Source organism: Arthrobacter sp. ov407, from assembly GCF_900102895.1.
Lineage (GTDB): Bacteria > Actinomycetota > Actinomycetes > Actinomycetales > Micrococcaceae > Arthrobacter.
In genome coordinates this window covers 195335-209967 of record NZ_FNGD01000006.1, presented here as the reverse complement: position 1 = coordinate 209967, position 14633 = coordinate 195335, and the positions used below count along the sequence as shown (strand labels likewise).

The window sequence follows — 14633 nt, the reverse complement described above, 5'->3', positions numbered from 1 at the left end:
ACGCAAGTGGCGTGTGGAGCGTTGAGCGGAATATATCGGGTACAAAGCTGCTCTCTGTTCGGAACGGCGGATAGAGGAGCGTACCGTGAGCGCAACGAAGAGACCAGCAGCACCCCGTATCGCCACGTTTTGGCATCTCGTCACAGTGTCGATTACGAGCGCTGCCCTTGTCTTAGGGGGCTCAGTGGCGTTAAGTCCCGTGATGGCCCAACTGCTGCCCGGTGGAACCGAGGCTGCCGAAGCCGCCGTCATCCCCGCCGTTCCGGGGGAACTGCACGTCACAGCGGCGGGCGACTATTCCAGCTCAACCGCAGCCGCCGGTGTTCTCTCACGAGTCGGACAGCTCAAACCGGACCTGCACTTGGCCCTGGGCGACCTTTCCTACGGTGCCACCGGAGCAGAGCAGTCCTGGTGCGATTTCGTCACATCCCGCACCGGCGCTGGGTTCCCGTTCCAGCTGGTATCGGGCAACCACGAAAGCAATGGAATGAACGGAAACATCAATGATTTTGCCGCTTGCTTGCCTAACCAGCTTCCCGGGGCGGTGGGAACCTACGGCCGGCAATACTACGTCGATGTCCCGCAACAGAATCCAGTGGCACGCTTTGTGTTTATCGCTCCGGGATTTGCTTTTGCGGACGGAACCGGGGACTTCTCCGTCGGCAGTCCTCGCTATAACTGGACAGCAGCAGCAATCGACGGAGCCCGGTCCGCGTCCGTTCCCTGGGTAGTGGTGGCCATGCACGCGCCCTGTATTTCGATCGGCGTATACGGCTGCGTCGCGGGCACCGACATTACCAACCTGCTTCTCAGCAAGAAAGTGGACCTTGTCCTGAATGGCCATGAACATCACTATCAGCGCAGCAAGCAGCTTTCAGTAGCAGCCGGATGCCCGGGGCTTCAGCCCGGCGTCTACAACTCATCCTGCGTGCGTGACGTGGACAATTCCCTGGCCAAGGGAGCGGGCTCCGTCTTTACAACCGTCGGGACGGGTGGTGTGGGCCTGCGCGACGTCGATACCGCCGATCCGGAAACACCGTACTTCGCCGCCTATTCCGGCCTGAACCGGAACCCAAGTCACGGCCTGCTGGATATGAAGTTCACCGCCACCACGTTGGACGCCGGATTTGTCGCCACCGACGGCGCGTTCACGGATGCCTTCAGCATCGCTTCGACGGGGAGCAACGTGCCCCCATCAGCGTCCTTCACCTCGTCCTGCTCCAATCTCACGTGTGCATTCGACGCTTCGGCGTCCACAGATCCCGACGGCACCATAGCAAGCTATGCCTGGACCTTCGGCGACGGCACCAGCGGCACCGGCCCTTCGCCGTCGCACCCCTACGCCACCCCCGGCAGCTACAACGTCACCCTGACTGTCACTGACAACGGCGGTGCCACGGGCGCGGCAACCCAGACAGTCACAACAACAGCTGGCACCGCGCCGTTTGCCCAAGACACGTTCAACAGGACGGTCAGTAATGGTCTCGGCACCGCGGACACGGGTGGACCCTGGACCGTGTCGGGGAGCACGAGCGACTATTCCGTGGCCAGCGGTACAGGACGCCTGCGTATCGCCACTGCAGGTTCCGGCAATTACGCCTATCTGGGTTCTATCAGTTCCTCGGCCACCGACTTCTACCTTGAGCTTGCGAGCGACAAACCCGCCTCCGGTTCCGGCCTGTATCTCTCGGTTGCCGGACGAAGGATTGCGGGATCCGGAGAATACCGTGCCAAGGCCCAGGTGACATCCACGGGGGCTGTGAACCTGTCATTGATCAGGACGACGGCCAGCGGCGCCGAAACCACCATCCAGAGTGGCCTCACGATCGCCGGCCTGAACTATGCCGTTGGCGATCGCTTGGCAATGCGCCTGCAGGTCACTGGCACGGGGACCACCACCATCCGTGCCAAAGTCTGGGAAGTGGGGACGGCCGAACCGGCGAGCTGGCAGCGCTCCGTGACTGACACGACGGCGGCTCTGCAGGCGGCGGGCAGCGTCGGGTTGATGACGTATCTCTCCGGCGGTGCCAACAATGCCCCGATTACCGTGCTGCTGGACAATGTGAGGGTGGCGGCGCCATAGGCCTAGAAGAGGGCGCCCGCCACCGCCTGCGTCAGCTGATGAATCACCTCGGTGCGTTCCGGGACGTCGCTCAGGTCCTGGCCCTTGGTGTAGATCACCAGGGCGTAGGCGGTGCCGTCCCGGGCGAGGATGCCGGCGTCGTGCAGTTCACCGGCCAGGAGCCCGTACTTGTGGAAGACCGTGATCCCGTCCGGCACTGCGGCGGGAATGAGCGTCTCATAGTTGGTGTCCTGCATATAGGACAACAGCTGGGCGGTGTCCCCGGCATTCAGGAGCGTCCCGGAGTAGAGGCGGGAGAATATGGTCGCCATTTCCGCCGGCGTCAGCGTGTTGATTTCCGGGACATAGTTCACGCCGAGCGACGCCGCGTACTCAGTCAGCTCCTCGTGGCCCACCGCGTCCATGATCAGGGACCACGAGTCGTTGTCGCTCTGCTGGATCATCTCCCGGAGCTGGAATCCGGCGGTGTAGTTCCCCAAGGGGTCATCGAGGCTGGCCGCTCCGGTTTCGACCAGGTGGTAGTAGGCCGCCGCGGCCAGGACTTTGGCGGTACTCGCGGCCACGAACTTCTCCCGGACCCCATATTCGTGGACGTCCGCGGAGCCGGCGTCCCGGGAGAGGTCGACCACCGCCACGCCGATCTGGTACTGGCTGTTGGCAGCGAGAATGGCCTGGATACGGGCGTCGAGTGCCTTGTCGACCGTTCGCGCAGCCGGGGCGGACGCCGGGGCCGACGCATCGACACTGGCGGAGGGCGAAGCACTGGCCTGCGCCGTCGTCGCGGCAGACGGAGCAGCCGACGCCGTCGTGAGATTCGCCGCCGTCGAGCGGGCTTCTGCGGCGGAATAGATACCTGCGGCCAGCGCAACGGCGAGCACGGCGGCACCGGCCGCACCCATCAGGGCCCGTGGCCGGACGGTCATTCGACGGGGTCCGCGGCCGGGAGCGCGCGGGGCTCCGAATCGTCGCTGTCTTGGGGTTTGCTGTTCCATGATGGCTTCAAGTTAATCACGGCAGCTATGCCGGAGCTGTGAAACAGCTGTCAGGCCCGAGCCTTGCCGAGCCGCCCCGGAGGGGCCCTTGATGGGTTCAGGCGGCGGAATACAGCCTCGGTCCACGATGTTGTGCATCACAGACCCGTTGTCCACTCCCCCGAAGGATCATCATGAGCGCAAACATGACCGTCAAGCTTCAGCCCGGCACCCCGGCCCCGGATTTCACGCTGCCCGACGCCGAAGGAAGGCCGGTATCCCTGGCCGATTACCGCGGCAAGAACGTCATTGTGTACTTCTACCCGCAGGCCGCGACCCCGGGCTGCACCACCGAGGCCTGCGATTTCCGCGACAGCCTCGCGTCCCTGCAGGGCTCAGGCTACGAAGTCCTGGGCATCTCCCCCGACGCCCCGGAGGCCTTGGCCCACTTCACCGGTGACTTCGCCCTAACCTTCCCGCTCCTGGCCGACGAGGACCACGCTGTCGCCCTGGCCTACGGCGCCTGGGGCGAGAAGCTGATCCAGGGCGAGGTCACGGAGGGGATAGTCCGCTCCACCGTGGTGCTGGACTCCGAGGGCAAGGTGAAGCTGACGCAGTACCAGGTCAAGGCCCAGGGCCACGTGGCGTCGCTGAAAGAAGCGCTGGGCGTCTAGCGCGGCTGGGCGTCTGACGCTCCACTGATTCCCCGTCGTCGCCCGCCTGTGGGCCGGGGCGCTTTTCGCCGCCGTTTCAGACCCTCGCTGCTGAATCGGACACATGCAGCGAGGATCTGCGGCGCGCCCGTCCGATAGTTGCGCGCCTGCCCGAAACTGCCGCGAAAAGGTTCTCCACATCCGCCCCGCCGCTGGTTGTCAGGGGCAGCGTCGCGGGCCACCATCGGGGCATGGAATTACCTCCGTTGATTCTCAGCAGCGATCTCGCACGACTGGGCCAGGACGCGCGGAACCTTGCGCGGCAGGCGAAGTCCGGGCAGCTGCGGCGCATCAGGCAGGGCGTTTACGTCCGGGCAGACGAGTGGGAAGCGCTGACGCCGTGGGACAGGTATCCGGTTTTCATCCGGGCGGCGGCTTCCACGCTGAGGAGCCGCACCGTCTTCTGCCGCCAGTCCTCAGCTGTGCTGTGGGGCATGCCGGTGCTGGGGCCACCGCCATCTGGTGCACGCATGCACTTCCGACGGCGGCGGCGGACGCTCGCGCGCCGGGGTCCGCCGGCATTTCGTGGATTTGGACTCGGCGCAGATCGAGGAACGTCACGGGCCCCTGGTCACAGACCGTGTGCGGACGGCCTTGGACTTGGCAGCCTTCGAATCGTTCGAGCAGGGCGTCACGGTATTCGACCACGTCCTCCGCCCGCAGCCGGACAACCTGGCACCGCTCAGCCGCGAGGAACTCGACGCCGGTATCGACGGCAACTACACAGGAGCCGCAGCCCGGAGAATCCGGACCGCCCTGAAGTTTGCTGATCCTGCCTCCGGCTCCCCAGGAGAATCGGTGAGCCGGGCGCTGATGCACCGGCTCGGCTTTCAGGTTCCCCTGCTTCAGGTCGAAATCCGCGATGCCCGGGGGCTGGTAGCGTTCACAGACTTTGACTGGCCCGATGAACAGCTTTGCGGAGAGTTCGACGGCCTCGTGAAGTACCGCAAGGCGGAGTATCTCCAGGGCCGAACGCCAGCTGAGGCGCTTACTGACGAGAAACGCCGGGAGGACCGGATTCGTGCCACGGGCCGACGTGTGATCCGGTGGACATGGTCGGAGCTGTCCAATCCCAGAACATTTGCCGCGTTTCTGGCGGCGGCTGGTGTTCCCCGGCAGCCGCTCCCGTCCTGTCTGCGCTGATCCTGCCACGCAACCGGGCTTCCGCTACTTATTCGGACAGATGCAGCGAGGATCCTCGGTGCATCTGTCCGAAAGCGGTACGCCCGTCCGAAAACGCCGCGAATATCGGCCTGAGCTACGGCTTGGTCCCGGCCACTACCGTGGCGGTCGACCGGAGCCGGATCGCGCCGTCGTGCTCGTAGCGGCCCAGCAGCGCGAACACGTCCTGGCGGATCAGAGCTCGCGAATCCTCGTCCGCCTTGGCCAGCCCCATCGCCACGGTGGTCGCGATGTCGGTCATGAACTCCCAGTAGCTCTCGGGAGATTCGTGCACCAGGTCCGTGCTGACCTGGCGCTCGGTCACTTCTGCCAGCCCGGCATCCTTGAACATGCGGGTCATGAACCCGGTTGGTGCGCAGCGGAACAGTCCGGGAGTGCCTGCGGGCGGAATGGGCAGTTCCCGGTGCCGGGCGATCGTGCCAAGGATCAGGCTTGCCCAGGGATTTGACGCCGCGCGCCCCCAGACGACGGCGCCCACGCGGGCGCCTGGCTTGGCGGTGCGCGCCATCTCCGCCATCGCCGCGGACATCACCGGAAAGAACATCAAACCGAAGCGGGAATACACGGCGTCGAACGTGCTGTCCCCGAAGGGCATGGCGGCAGCGTCGCAAACCTCGAAATCCAGGTTGGTCAGGTGCCGGGCGGATGCCTTCTCCTCGGCCACCCGGAGCATCCCCGCCGAAATGTCGGTCAGGACCACACGGCCGTCGGGCACCTGCGCGGCCACGTTGAGTCCGGGTTCCCCGGTGCCGGCCGCGACATCCAGCACCTCGGAATCGGGGCGAAGCCGGAGCTCCTGGAGCAGGGCGTCCCCGAACGGGGCCTGCCAGCCGAGCAGTTCAGCGTCCCATTTCTTCCAGCCCGCCGAGAACTCATCCCAGAGCAAACGCTGCTCCTCACGAACTCGGTCGGCCGAGGCTAACATGGCGGTTCCTTAGCTCGTCTGTACCTGGCCCTCCCCCACCCCTAGTCTGCTCCGGGAACCGGGCCCCGGCAATGAGTCCAAGGGCAGTAGGCTTAATGGCATGTCTTCCCACGAAACCCCCGGCACAGCAGGCAGCGATCCCCAGCGGGAACCGGCCCAGGGCAGCACTCCGCGCAGCGTTCCGGAGCGCCGCGAGGTGACCGTCCGCCGGGCGCCGAAATATGTGCCCTTCCTGATCCTGGGCGGCCTCGTGGGCGTGGCCGCCGCGGCCATCATCGCCTATGCCCTTCCCGGTGACGCGAGCTATGACGCCAGCTCGGTCTTCGGCTTCTTCATGGTCCTGTGTGCTGCCGGCGGCGTCATCCTGGGTGCCGCGGCCGCCCTGGTCCTGGACCGGATGAGCGTCCGCCGCGCCGAGCACGCCGTCGTCGAGTCCGCACCGGACGCCGACGACGACGGGAACCGCACCTGAGGGCGGCAGGTCACAAACCGGCCGCCGGAAAAGTCTTAGCGCACATCGTGAGATAATCGACCAGTGGCACGCGGCGATGGAAAACTTTCTCATGATCTTCTCCCAGGCGAAAAAGGCCCTCAGGACGCATGCGGCGTCTTCGGGGTCTGGGCACCCGGTGAAGAAGTAGCAAAACTCACCTACTACGGGCTGTACGCATTGCAGCACCGCGGTCAGGAGTCGGCTGGCATTGCAACCAGCGACGGCAAGCGGATTAACGTCTACAAGGACATGGGACTCGTTTCCCAGGTCTTCGACGAGACCACGCTGAACACCCTGACCGGGCACCTGGCCGTCGGCCACTGCCGCTATTCCACTACCGGTGCGAGCCACTGGGCCAACGCCCAGCCCACCCTGGGCGCGACGTCCACGGGCACCGTGGCCCTGGCCCACAACGGCAACCTGACCAACACGGCCGAGCTCAAGGCGATGATCGAGGACCGCAACGGCGGAAACCTCAGCGGCGAGATGAAGCAGGGCAACACCTCGGACACCGCCCTGGTCACCGCACTCCTGGAGGGCGAAGAGGGCAAGTCCCTTGAGCAGACCGCCATGGAACTGCTGCCCAAGATCAAGGGCGGCTTCTGCTTCGTCTTCATGGATGAGGGCACCCTCTACGCGGCCCGCGACACCTACGGGATCCGCCCGCTCTGCCTGGGCCGGCTCGAACGCGGCTGGGTGGTTGCCTCCGAGCAGTCCGCCCTCGCCACCGTCGGAGCCAGCTTCATCCGCGAAATCGAACCAGGCGAGTTCATCGCGATCGACGAGGACGGCGTCCGCTCTGAGCGCTTCGCCGAGGCGACGCCGGCCGGCTGCGTTTTCGAATACGTTTACCTCGCCCGCCCGGACGCCTCCATTGCGGGCCGCTCGGTGTACGAATCCCGCGTGGAAATGGGCCGCCAGCTGGCCCGCGAAAACACCCAGGAAGCGGACATCGTCATCCCGGTGCCCGAATCGGGCACCCCCGCCGCGGTGGGCTACGCCGAGGAATCCGGCATCCCCTTCGCGCACGGCTTTGTCAAGAACTCCTACGTGGGCCGCACCTTCATCCAGCCCTCACAGACACTGCGCCAGCTCGGCATCCGGCTCAAGCTCAACGCCCTCGAATCCGTGATCCGCGGCAAGCGTGTTGTGGTGGTGGACGACTCGATCGTCCGCGGCAACACCCAGCGCGCCATCGTGCGGATGCTCCGGGAAGCGGGCGCCGCGAGCGTCCACATCAAAATTTCCTCCCCGCCGGTCAAGTGGCCCTGTTTCTACGGCATCGACTTCGCCTCCCGGGCGGAACTGATCGCCAACGGCGCCACCATCGACGAAATCACCCAGGCCATCGGCGCCGACTCGCTCGCCTACATTTCCGAAGACGGCATGATCGACGCCACCCGGCAGCCGCGCGAGCGTCTTTGCACCGCCTGCTTCACCGGCAAGTACCCGATTGAGCTGCCCGGCGCGGACAAGCTCGGCAAGAACCTGCTCGAGCGCAAGGACCTCGGCGGCCTTCCGTCCGCCTCCGCTGCGGCTCTTTCCGGCGGGGCCGGTTCCGGCGCGGCTGTTTCCGGCGCGGCGGCGTCCATGGCGTCCGACGCCGAACCCGGCACCGCGATCTCCGACGACCCGGCCGAGAAGGCCGGCGCCACCGGTTGCGATCCGGGGCCGGACTCCGAATTCGAAGAACTGCTCACCGATGCCGACCGCGTCACCACAGCCGACAAGAAAGAGCCAGTATGACTTCCGCCTCCCCGGCCGCTGACATGAACGCCGCCCAGAACTCCGGCATCACCTACGCCTCCGCCGGCGTCGACGTTGAAGCGGGAGACCGCGCCGTCGAACTCATGAAGGACGCCGTCAAGGCAACCCACAACGCCTCGGTGATCGGCGGCGTCGGCGGGTTTGCAGGCCTCTATGACGTCTCCCGGCTGCTCACCTACAAGCGCCCGCTGCTGGCCACCTCCACGGACGGCGTCGGCACCAAGGTGGCAATCGCCCAGGCCATGGACATCCACGACACCATCGGCTTCGACCTCGTCGGCATGGTGGTGGACGACATCGTCGTCGTGGGCGCCGAGCCGCTCTACATGACCGACTACATCGCCTGCGGCAAGGTGGTCCCGGAGCGGATCGCCGACATCGTCCGCGGCATCGCGGCCGCCTGCTCGGTCGCCGGCACCGCGCTGGTGGGCGGCGAAACGGCCGAGCACCCGGGCCTTCTCGGTGAGCACGAGTACGACGTCGCCGGTGCCGCCACCGGGGTGGTCGAGGCCGACGCGCTGCTCGGCCCGGACCGTGTCCGCGCCGGCGACGTGGTGATCGGCATGGCCTCCTCCGGCCTGCACTCCAACGGCTACTCCCTGGTCCGCCGCGTCATCAACCACGCCGGCTGGGCCCTGGACCGCCAGGTCTCCGAACTCGGCCGCACCCTTGGCGAGGAGCTCCTCGAGCCCACCCGCGTCTACGCCGCGGACTGCCTGGACCTCGCCCGCACCTTCCCGGTCAACGGCTCCGCCGCCGGCAAGGCCGTCCACGGCTTCAGCCACGTGACCGGCGGCGGCCTCGCGGCCAACCTCGCCCGGGTCCTCCCGCAGGGCCTGCTGGCCACCGTGGACCGCTCCACCTGGGAACTCCCGGCCATCTTCAAGCTGGTCGCCGAGCTCGGCAACGTCCCGCTGGCCGATCTGGAGCGCACGCTGAACCTGGGCGTGGGCATGGTGGCCATTGTTTCCCCGGAAGCGGCCGACGCCGCCGTCAACCGGCTCAACGACCGCGGCCTGCCGTCCTGGATCATGGGCACCGTCGAGCAGAACTCGGACTCGGTCATCAAGTCGGGCCCGGACTACGTCCAGGGCGCCAAGGGCGTCGACGGCGGCGCCGTCCGGCTGGTCAACGCCTACGCCTAGAACCGTCTGACCCAACGTCGAGTGCTCCCCACCGGCCCCCTCGCCTCGCAAGCTCGGCCAGGGAACCCTGCCGGCGTGGGCCCGACTGCCGTTTTGAGACCTGAAAACGGCAGTTGCGGAGCACTCGGTGTGTTTAAGCCGCGGCCCTAAACCTCCAGCAGGCTGAAGACGCCACCCTGTGGGTCCTTGAGCGTGGCGATGGTGCCGGCTTCCTCGACCTCGTCCGGTTCGATCAGCACGACGCCGCCCGCGGCCACCGCAGCCTGGACCGCCTCCGCGACGTCGGCGACACCGAAATAGACCTGCCACCCCGGTTCGAGGGTGTCCTGCGCATCGCCGGGGACCCGGGCGATGCCGGCCACTTCGGCGCCGCCCACCATGAGCGTGGTGTAGGTGCCGCCGTCGTCCTGGGGGTATTCGGTCACCTCGTGCCCGAAAAGCTGCTGGAAGAAGCCGACGGCGGCCTGCGGCTCCGGGGTGAGCAGCTCGGCCCAGGCCAAGGTGCCCGCTTCCTGGCTCCGGCCGGCCCCGAAATGGCTGCCCGCCTGCCAGGCCCCCGTGGTCCCGCCGCCGGGCGGGGCGAAGAAGACCATGACGCCGGTGTCTCCGATCGCCTCGGGGCCGAATTCAAGCTGCCCGGGGGAATGGGCCAGTTCGTCGGCCAAGTCCCGGGCGTCCTCGATCGCGAAATATACGTTCCACCGGCCCGGTCCGCCCGAGGCTTCCTGCTGGGGGGTCTGCGGCGCGAGCACGGTGACCAAGGCATCGCCGAGGAAGGCTTTCGCGTAGCTGCGCCCGTCCGGGGTGGGCAAGTCCTCGTAACGCCAGCCGAAAACCTCCGCGTAGAACGCCTTCGCTGCCTCCACGTCGCTGGTCTGGAGGTCCGTCCAGCAGAGCTCACCCTCGGCGAATCCTGTGCGCATGGTCATGGCAGTCCTTCCGGGCATCTGAGTCGCGTCCGGGAAAATCCGGCACGAACAACCTAGCCCGAGGCCCCGCCGGTGACAACTGCGCCGGCGAAACCATGGAGCAACGCTCGAAACCATGACGCAATGCTACGGGCACAAGAAAAGGCCGCTGGCCACACCTGTTGCAGGTATGGCCGGCGGCCTGAAATCTTTGGCTGGCACCGCAGTGCCGGAAGGTTTCCCCCGGAGAAACTGCCGGAGGGAAGCGTCGACTAACCTATACGACGGGAATCTACCTCGTCGTCGTCGTCTTCCACATCGTCCGCGTACTTATCCACATACGCTGAGTAATCCGGCTCGACCGGGTCATCCGCGAAGTGGCTCGTGGCACGACTTCCCGGGCCCGTGAGCTCGCGCTGAAGGGCCGAATAGTCAGTGTTCGGGGAGTAGTACTTGATGTCCCGAGCCTGCTTGGTAGCTTTTGCCTTTTGACGGCCGCGCCCCATGGCGTGACCCCCTTTTGTACTTGGACCGGAGGTGGTCACCTTTGGCGATCGGTGAGGCCCCGGAATGTTTGGTCAATTTGTCGTACACCTAGATTACATGCTTTCGGCGTCAACTGCTCGCCAGCCTGCCCCCTGTGGACGGTGTGGCACTTTCCGGAATGGTGGCCGCGGCGACCGGCACATGCGCCGTGCCGCGCATCTTCGATAGAGTTTCGTGATGTGCGCCCAGAACAGGGCCGCGGCTCCGGGCTTCCAGCCCCGGCAAAGACGCACGGAAGTGGTGAATTTCTCAGTGACTGAAGAGAATCCAAGATACGACGCCGGGTTCATCCCGCCGCCGCCTTCGAGGCCGCCAACGTCCGCCCTGCCTGTCATTACAGCCGACCCTCCGCGGGCCACGAATCGCCCGGCGGCACCTGCAGCGGCGAGGCCCTCGGGCCTCACCTTCGCCGGCATCGTCGCCGCGCTCTCACAGCGGGCGCGCCCCCTGGCCCGCCGAGCGCGCACCCTGGGCCACCGAGGGCGCCCCCTGGTCCGCCGGATCCGACGGCAGGGGCCAAAGCGGCTCGGCGTGGCCGCAGCCGTACTCGTCGCGCTGGGGCTCCTGGTCTGGTGGGCTGTGGCGGCATTTGCCGGCGGCGGCCAGCCTCCCGCGGAAAGCGGCAGCCAGGCCCCCGCGGCTTCGTCGGCGTCGGCCCCGGCCAGCCGTGGAGCCTTGCCGCTGGAGGGCGTCAGCCCCATGGACTTCCAACTGGCGGACTGCTTCAAGGACTTCGATCCGAATGCGCAGCAGTCGACCATTGTGGACTGCTCCACCGTCCACTCGGCACAATTAGTCGCCGTGGAAAAGTACGGGGCAGATGAGTCCTACCCCGGCCGGGAACCGCTCAAGCAGAAAGCGCGCAACGCCTGCAAGACCGCGCCGCTGACGGATAAGGCCCACGACTACGACCTGAGTTACAAGCTGGCCTACCCGAGCTCACACAGCTGGGACAAAGGCGACCGTCGCGTGGACTGCTACGCCGTGACGGATGCCGGAAACGTCATCAAGGAGTCCCTGCTGCCCTAGCCTTGCCAAGCTTCAAGGCACTGGTTTAGCTCGCTGGCGTAGCGCACGGCTTTAACGCGCCGGCAACCGGGACGGGCCCGGCTGCCGGCGGTTAGCGCGCTCTTGCCAGTTGGCGTCTACTCCTTGCGCCGGACCGAGAGCCCGGTGCCGGTGGCCGCGCCGCCGTCGGGCAGGCCGCTGTCCTCCAGCCCGCCCATGGTGAGTTCCATCAGGTCCGGCGCGGTGTCCACCAGGACGGTGTCGCCGTCGGCGATTTCGCCGGCCAGAATGGCTTTTGCCAGCCGGTCGCCGATCTCGCGCTGCACCAGGCGGCGCAGCGGCCGGGCGCCGTACGCGGGATCGAAGCCGGATACGGCCAGCCAGGCGCGGGCCCCCTCGGTAACTTCCAGGTTCAGCCGACGGCCCTTGAGCCGCTCGCCCAGTTCCTTGACCTGCAGTTCCACGATCTCGGACAGCTCCTCCACGTTCAAGGGATCGAAGAGCACCACCTCATCGAGCCGGTTCAGGAACTCCGGCTTGAAGGAGGCGTTCACCATAGCCATGACGGCGTTCTTCTTGGCCGCGGCGTCAAGGTTGGGATCCACGAGGAACTGGCTGCCCAGGTTCGAGGTAAGCACCAGGATCACGTTGCGGAAGTCCACGGTGCGGCCCTGACCGTCGGTGAGCCGGCCGTCGTCGAGCACCTGCAGGAGGATGTCGAAGACCTCCGGGTGGGCCTTTTCCACTTCATCCAGCAGCAGCACCGAGTACGGGCGCCGCCGCACGGCCTCGGTGAGCTGGCCGCCCTCCTCGTAGCCGACATACCCGGGGGGTGCCCCGACGAGCCGGGCCACGGAGTGCTTTTCGGAATATTCGGACATGTCGATCCGCACCATCGCGCGCTCGTCGTCGAAGAGGAAGTCCGCCAGGGACTTGGCGAGCTCGGTCTTGCCCACGCCGGTGGGGCCGAGGAACAGGAACGAGCCGGTGGGCCGGTTGGGGTCGCTGATCCCGGCGCGGGCACGGCGTACGGCGTCGGAGACCGCGGCGACGGCCTTCTTCTGGCCGATCAGCCGCTCGCCCAGGACGTGCTCCATGTCCAGCAGCTTCTGGCTCTCGCCCTGCAGCATGCGCCCGGCGGGGATGCCGGTCCAGGCCGAAATCACCTCGGCGATGTCATCGGCGGTGACCTCATCGGCCACCATCTGCCTCGATTTGTCGGGCACGGCCGCCTCGGCCTCGGCGGCGGCGTTCAGTTCCCGTTCCAGGGCCGGTATCTCGCCGTAGAGGATCCTGGACGCCGTCTCGAAATCGCCCTCGCGCTCGGCCTTTTCCTCTTTGGACCGCAGTTCATCGAGTTTGGCCCGGAGGTCACCGGACCGGTTTAGCTGTGCCTTCTCGGTCTCCCAGCGGGCATTGAGCCCGGCGAGCTCTTCCTTCTTGTCCGCCATGTCCGCGCGCAGGGCGGCTAGTCGCTCCACGGACGCGGGATCGGTCTCGCCGGCCAGGGCCAACTCCTCCATGGTCAGGCGGTCCACCTGGCGGCTCAGCTGGTCAATTTCCTCCGGAGCGGAATCGATTTCCATCCGCAGCCGGGACGCCGCCTCATCCACGAGGTCGATCGCCTTGTCCGGCAGCTGCCGGCCGGAAATATAGCGGTTGGAGAGGGTCGCGGCGGCGACGAGGGCAGAGTCGGAGATGGACACCTTGTGGTGCGCCTCGTAGCGTTCCTTGAGGCCGCGCAGAATGCCGATGGTGTCCTCCACGCTGGGTTCGCCCACGTAGACCTGCTGGAACCGGCGCTCCAGGGCGGGGTCCTTTTCGATGTTCTCGCGGTACTCGTCCAGCGTGGTCGCACCGATCAGTCGGAGCTCGCCGCGGGCCAGCATGGGCTTGAGCATGTTGCCGGCGTCCATGGAGCTGTCCCCGGTGGCGCCGGCCCCCACCACGGTGTGGAGTTCGTCGATGAAGGTGACGATCTGGCCCTCGGAGCCCTTGATTTCCGCCAGGACGGCTTTGAGCCGCTCTTCGAACTCGCCGCGGTATTTCGCTCCGGCCACCATGGAGGCGAGGTCCAGGGCGATCAGGGTCTTGCCGCGCAGGCTTTCGGGCACGTCGTTGGCGACAATCCGCTGGGCTAGTCCCTCGACGACGGCGGTCTTGCCGACGCCGGGTTCGCCGATGATGACGGGGTTGTTCTTGGTCCGCCGGCTCAGCACCTGGATGATGCGGCGGATCTCGGCGTCGCGGCCGATTACCGGGTCCAGCTTGCCGGAGCGGGCCATCGCGGTGAGGTCCGTGCCGTACTTCTCCAGCGCCTGGAAGGAGTTTTCGGGGTCCGCGTTGTCCACCTTGCGGTCGCCGCGGACACCCGGCAACGCGGCGAGCAGGGCCTCATGGGAGGCGCCGGCGTCGCGCATCAGCTTGCCGACGCCGTCGCTCCCGGCGGCGAGCCCCAGCAGCAAGTGTTCGGTGGAGACGAAGGTGTCCCCGAGCCGCTCGGCCTCGTTCTGGGCATTCTTGATCGCCTGTAGCCCGGCCCGGGACAACTGTGCCTGCTGCACACTGCTTCCGGACGTCGAGGGAAGGGCCTTGATGGCGGTGCTCGCCTGGACGCTGACGGCGTCCGGGTCTGCGCCGGTGGCCCGGAGCAGTGCAACGGCGACGCCCTCCCGCTGGTCCATGAGCGCCTTGAGCAAGTGAGCGGGCTCGAGCTGCGGGTTTCCCGCGGTCGAGGCGTTCATGGCGGCGGCAGCGAGAGCCTCCTGGCTCTTGGTGGTGAATTTGGCGTCCAAAGAGGGCTCCTTCCGGAATGGTCCTGATGTCAGAGTTGAGTCTACATCGCTCAACTTTGCAACGAGGGACGCTGAGTCCATGTTTGCCGACAGCGAA

Annotated in this window: 13 protein-coding genes and 1 pseudogene; 8 read left to right on the top strand and 6 right to left on the bottom strand. The window is 66.7% G+C overall.

Features of this window, described 5'->3' with window-relative positions:
• The first annotated feature begins 184 nt into the window (after positions 1-184).
• Positions 185-2083 (top strand): PKD domain-containing protein, encoded by a 1899-nt coding sequence (locus BLS42_RS19960; RefSeq protein WP_143019171.1) that lies wholly within the window; start codon positions 185-187, stop codon positions 2081-2083.
• Between the two features lie 2 nt (positions 2084-2085).
• Here the strand turns inward: BLS42_RS19960 and BLS42_RS09835 are convergent, their stop codons facing one another.
• Entirely contained in the window at positions 2086-3006 is a 921-nt protein-coding gene (locus BLS42_RS09835) for a serine hydrolase (protein ID WP_256336373.1), read from the bottom strand.
• A gap of 242 nt (positions 3007-3248) precedes the next feature.
• Here BLS42_RS09835 and bcp point away from each other — a divergent pair, with 242 nt between their 5' ends.
• Both bcp and BLS42_RS20810 read left to right on the top strand, forming a co-directional pair.
• The gene (bcp, locus tag BLS42_RS09830) at positions 3249-3728 is read left to right on the top strand and encodes a thioredoxin-dependent thiol peroxidase (protein ID WP_090580174.1); all 480 of its coding nucleotides are present in this window, start codon (positions 3249-3251) and stop codon (positions 3726-3728) included.
• A gap of 230 nt (positions 3729-3958) precedes the next feature.
• Positions 3959-4033: pseudogene (locus BLS42_RS20810) on the top strand (hypothetical protein); the annotation flags it as partial.
• Positions 4034-4071: 38 nt separating this feature from the next.
• On the opposite strand, the gene BLS42_RS20575 reads toward BLS42_RS20810, so the two are convergent.
• On the bottom strand, positions 4072-4239 hold the full coding sequence (locus BLS42_RS20575) for a hypothetical protein (RefSeq protein ID WP_256336372.1): 168 nt from the start codon (positions 4237-4239) through the stop codon (positions 4072-4074).
• On the opposite strand from BLS42_RS20575, the gene BLS42_RS09825 reads away from it, so the two are divergent.
• On the top strand, positions 4230-4910 hold the full coding sequence (locus BLS42_RS09825) for a hypothetical protein (protein ID WP_256336371.1): 681 nt from the start codon (positions 4230-4232) through the stop codon (positions 4908-4910). The two genes, BLS42_RS20575 and BLS42_RS09825, sit on opposite strands and share 10 nt — an antisense overlap.
• A gap of 115 nt (positions 4911-5025) precedes the next feature.
• Here BLS42_RS09825 and BLS42_RS09820 read toward each other — a convergent pair whose 3' ends face one another.
• Positions 5026-5874 carry a class I SAM-dependent methyltransferase gene (locus BLS42_RS09820; protein WP_090580171.1) on the bottom strand — a complete coding sequence of 283 codons (849 nt, stop codon included), beginning with the start codon at positions 5872-5874 and terminating at the stop codon, positions 5026-5028.
• Between the two features lie 100 nt (positions 5875-5974).
• Here BLS42_RS09820 and BLS42_RS09815 point away from each other — a divergent pair, with 100 nt between their 5' ends.
• The 3 genes from BLS42_RS09815 (at position 5975) to purM (ending at position 9279) form a co-directional block, all read left to right on the top strand.
• The gene (locus BLS42_RS09815; protein WP_090580168.1) at positions 5975-6346 is read left to right on the top strand and encodes a hypothetical protein; all 372 of its coding nucleotides are present in this window, start codon (positions 5975-5977) and stop codon (positions 6344-6346) included.
• Between the two features lie 63 nt (positions 6347-6409).
• On the top strand, positions 6410-8113 hold the full coding sequence (gene purF / locus BLS42_RS09810) for an amidophosphoribosyltransferase (RefSeq protein ID WP_090580165.1): 1704 nt from the start codon (positions 6410-6412) through the stop codon (positions 8111-8113).
• The gene (purM, locus tag BLS42_RS09805) at positions 8110-9279 is read left to right on the top strand and encodes a phosphoribosylformylglycinamidine cyclo-ligase (protein ID WP_090580162.1); all 1170 of its coding nucleotides are present in this window, start codon (positions 8110-8112) and stop codon (positions 9277-9279) included. Before purF ends, purM begins: the two co-directional genes overlap by 4 nt.
• 146 nt (positions 9280-9425) lie before the next feature.
• On the opposite strand, the gene BLS42_RS09800 is transcribed toward purM, so the two are convergent.
• On the bottom strand, positions 9426-10208 hold the full coding sequence (locus BLS42_RS09800; RefSeq protein WP_090580160.1) for a VOC family protein: 783 nt from the start codon (positions 10206-10208) through the stop codon (positions 9426-9428).
• 251 nt (positions 10209-10459) lie between these two features.
• Positions 10460-10693, bottom strand: coding sequence for a DUF3073 domain-containing protein (locus BLS42_RS09795; protein ID WP_018774150.1), 234 nt, complete (start codon positions 10691-10693; stop codon positions 10460-10462).
• 292 nt (positions 10694-10985) lie between these two features.
• Between BLS42_RS09795 and BLS42_RS20400 the strand changes: the two genes are divergently transcribed.
• Positions 10986-11762: a septum formation family protein gene (locus BLS42_RS20400; RefSeq protein ID WP_218122092.1), complete on the top strand. Its 777-nt coding sequence runs from the start codon at positions 10986-10988 to the stop codon at positions 11760-11762.
• A 116-nt stretch (positions 11763-11878) separates the two neighbouring features.
• On the opposite strand, the gene clpB is transcribed toward BLS42_RS20400, so the two are convergent.
• On the bottom strand, positions 11879-14536 hold the full coding sequence (clpB, locus tag BLS42_RS09785) for an ATP-dependent chaperone ClpB (protein WP_090580155.1): 2658 nt from the start codon (positions 14534-14536) through the stop codon (positions 11879-11881).
• Positions 14537-14633 lie beyond the last annotated feature (97 nt).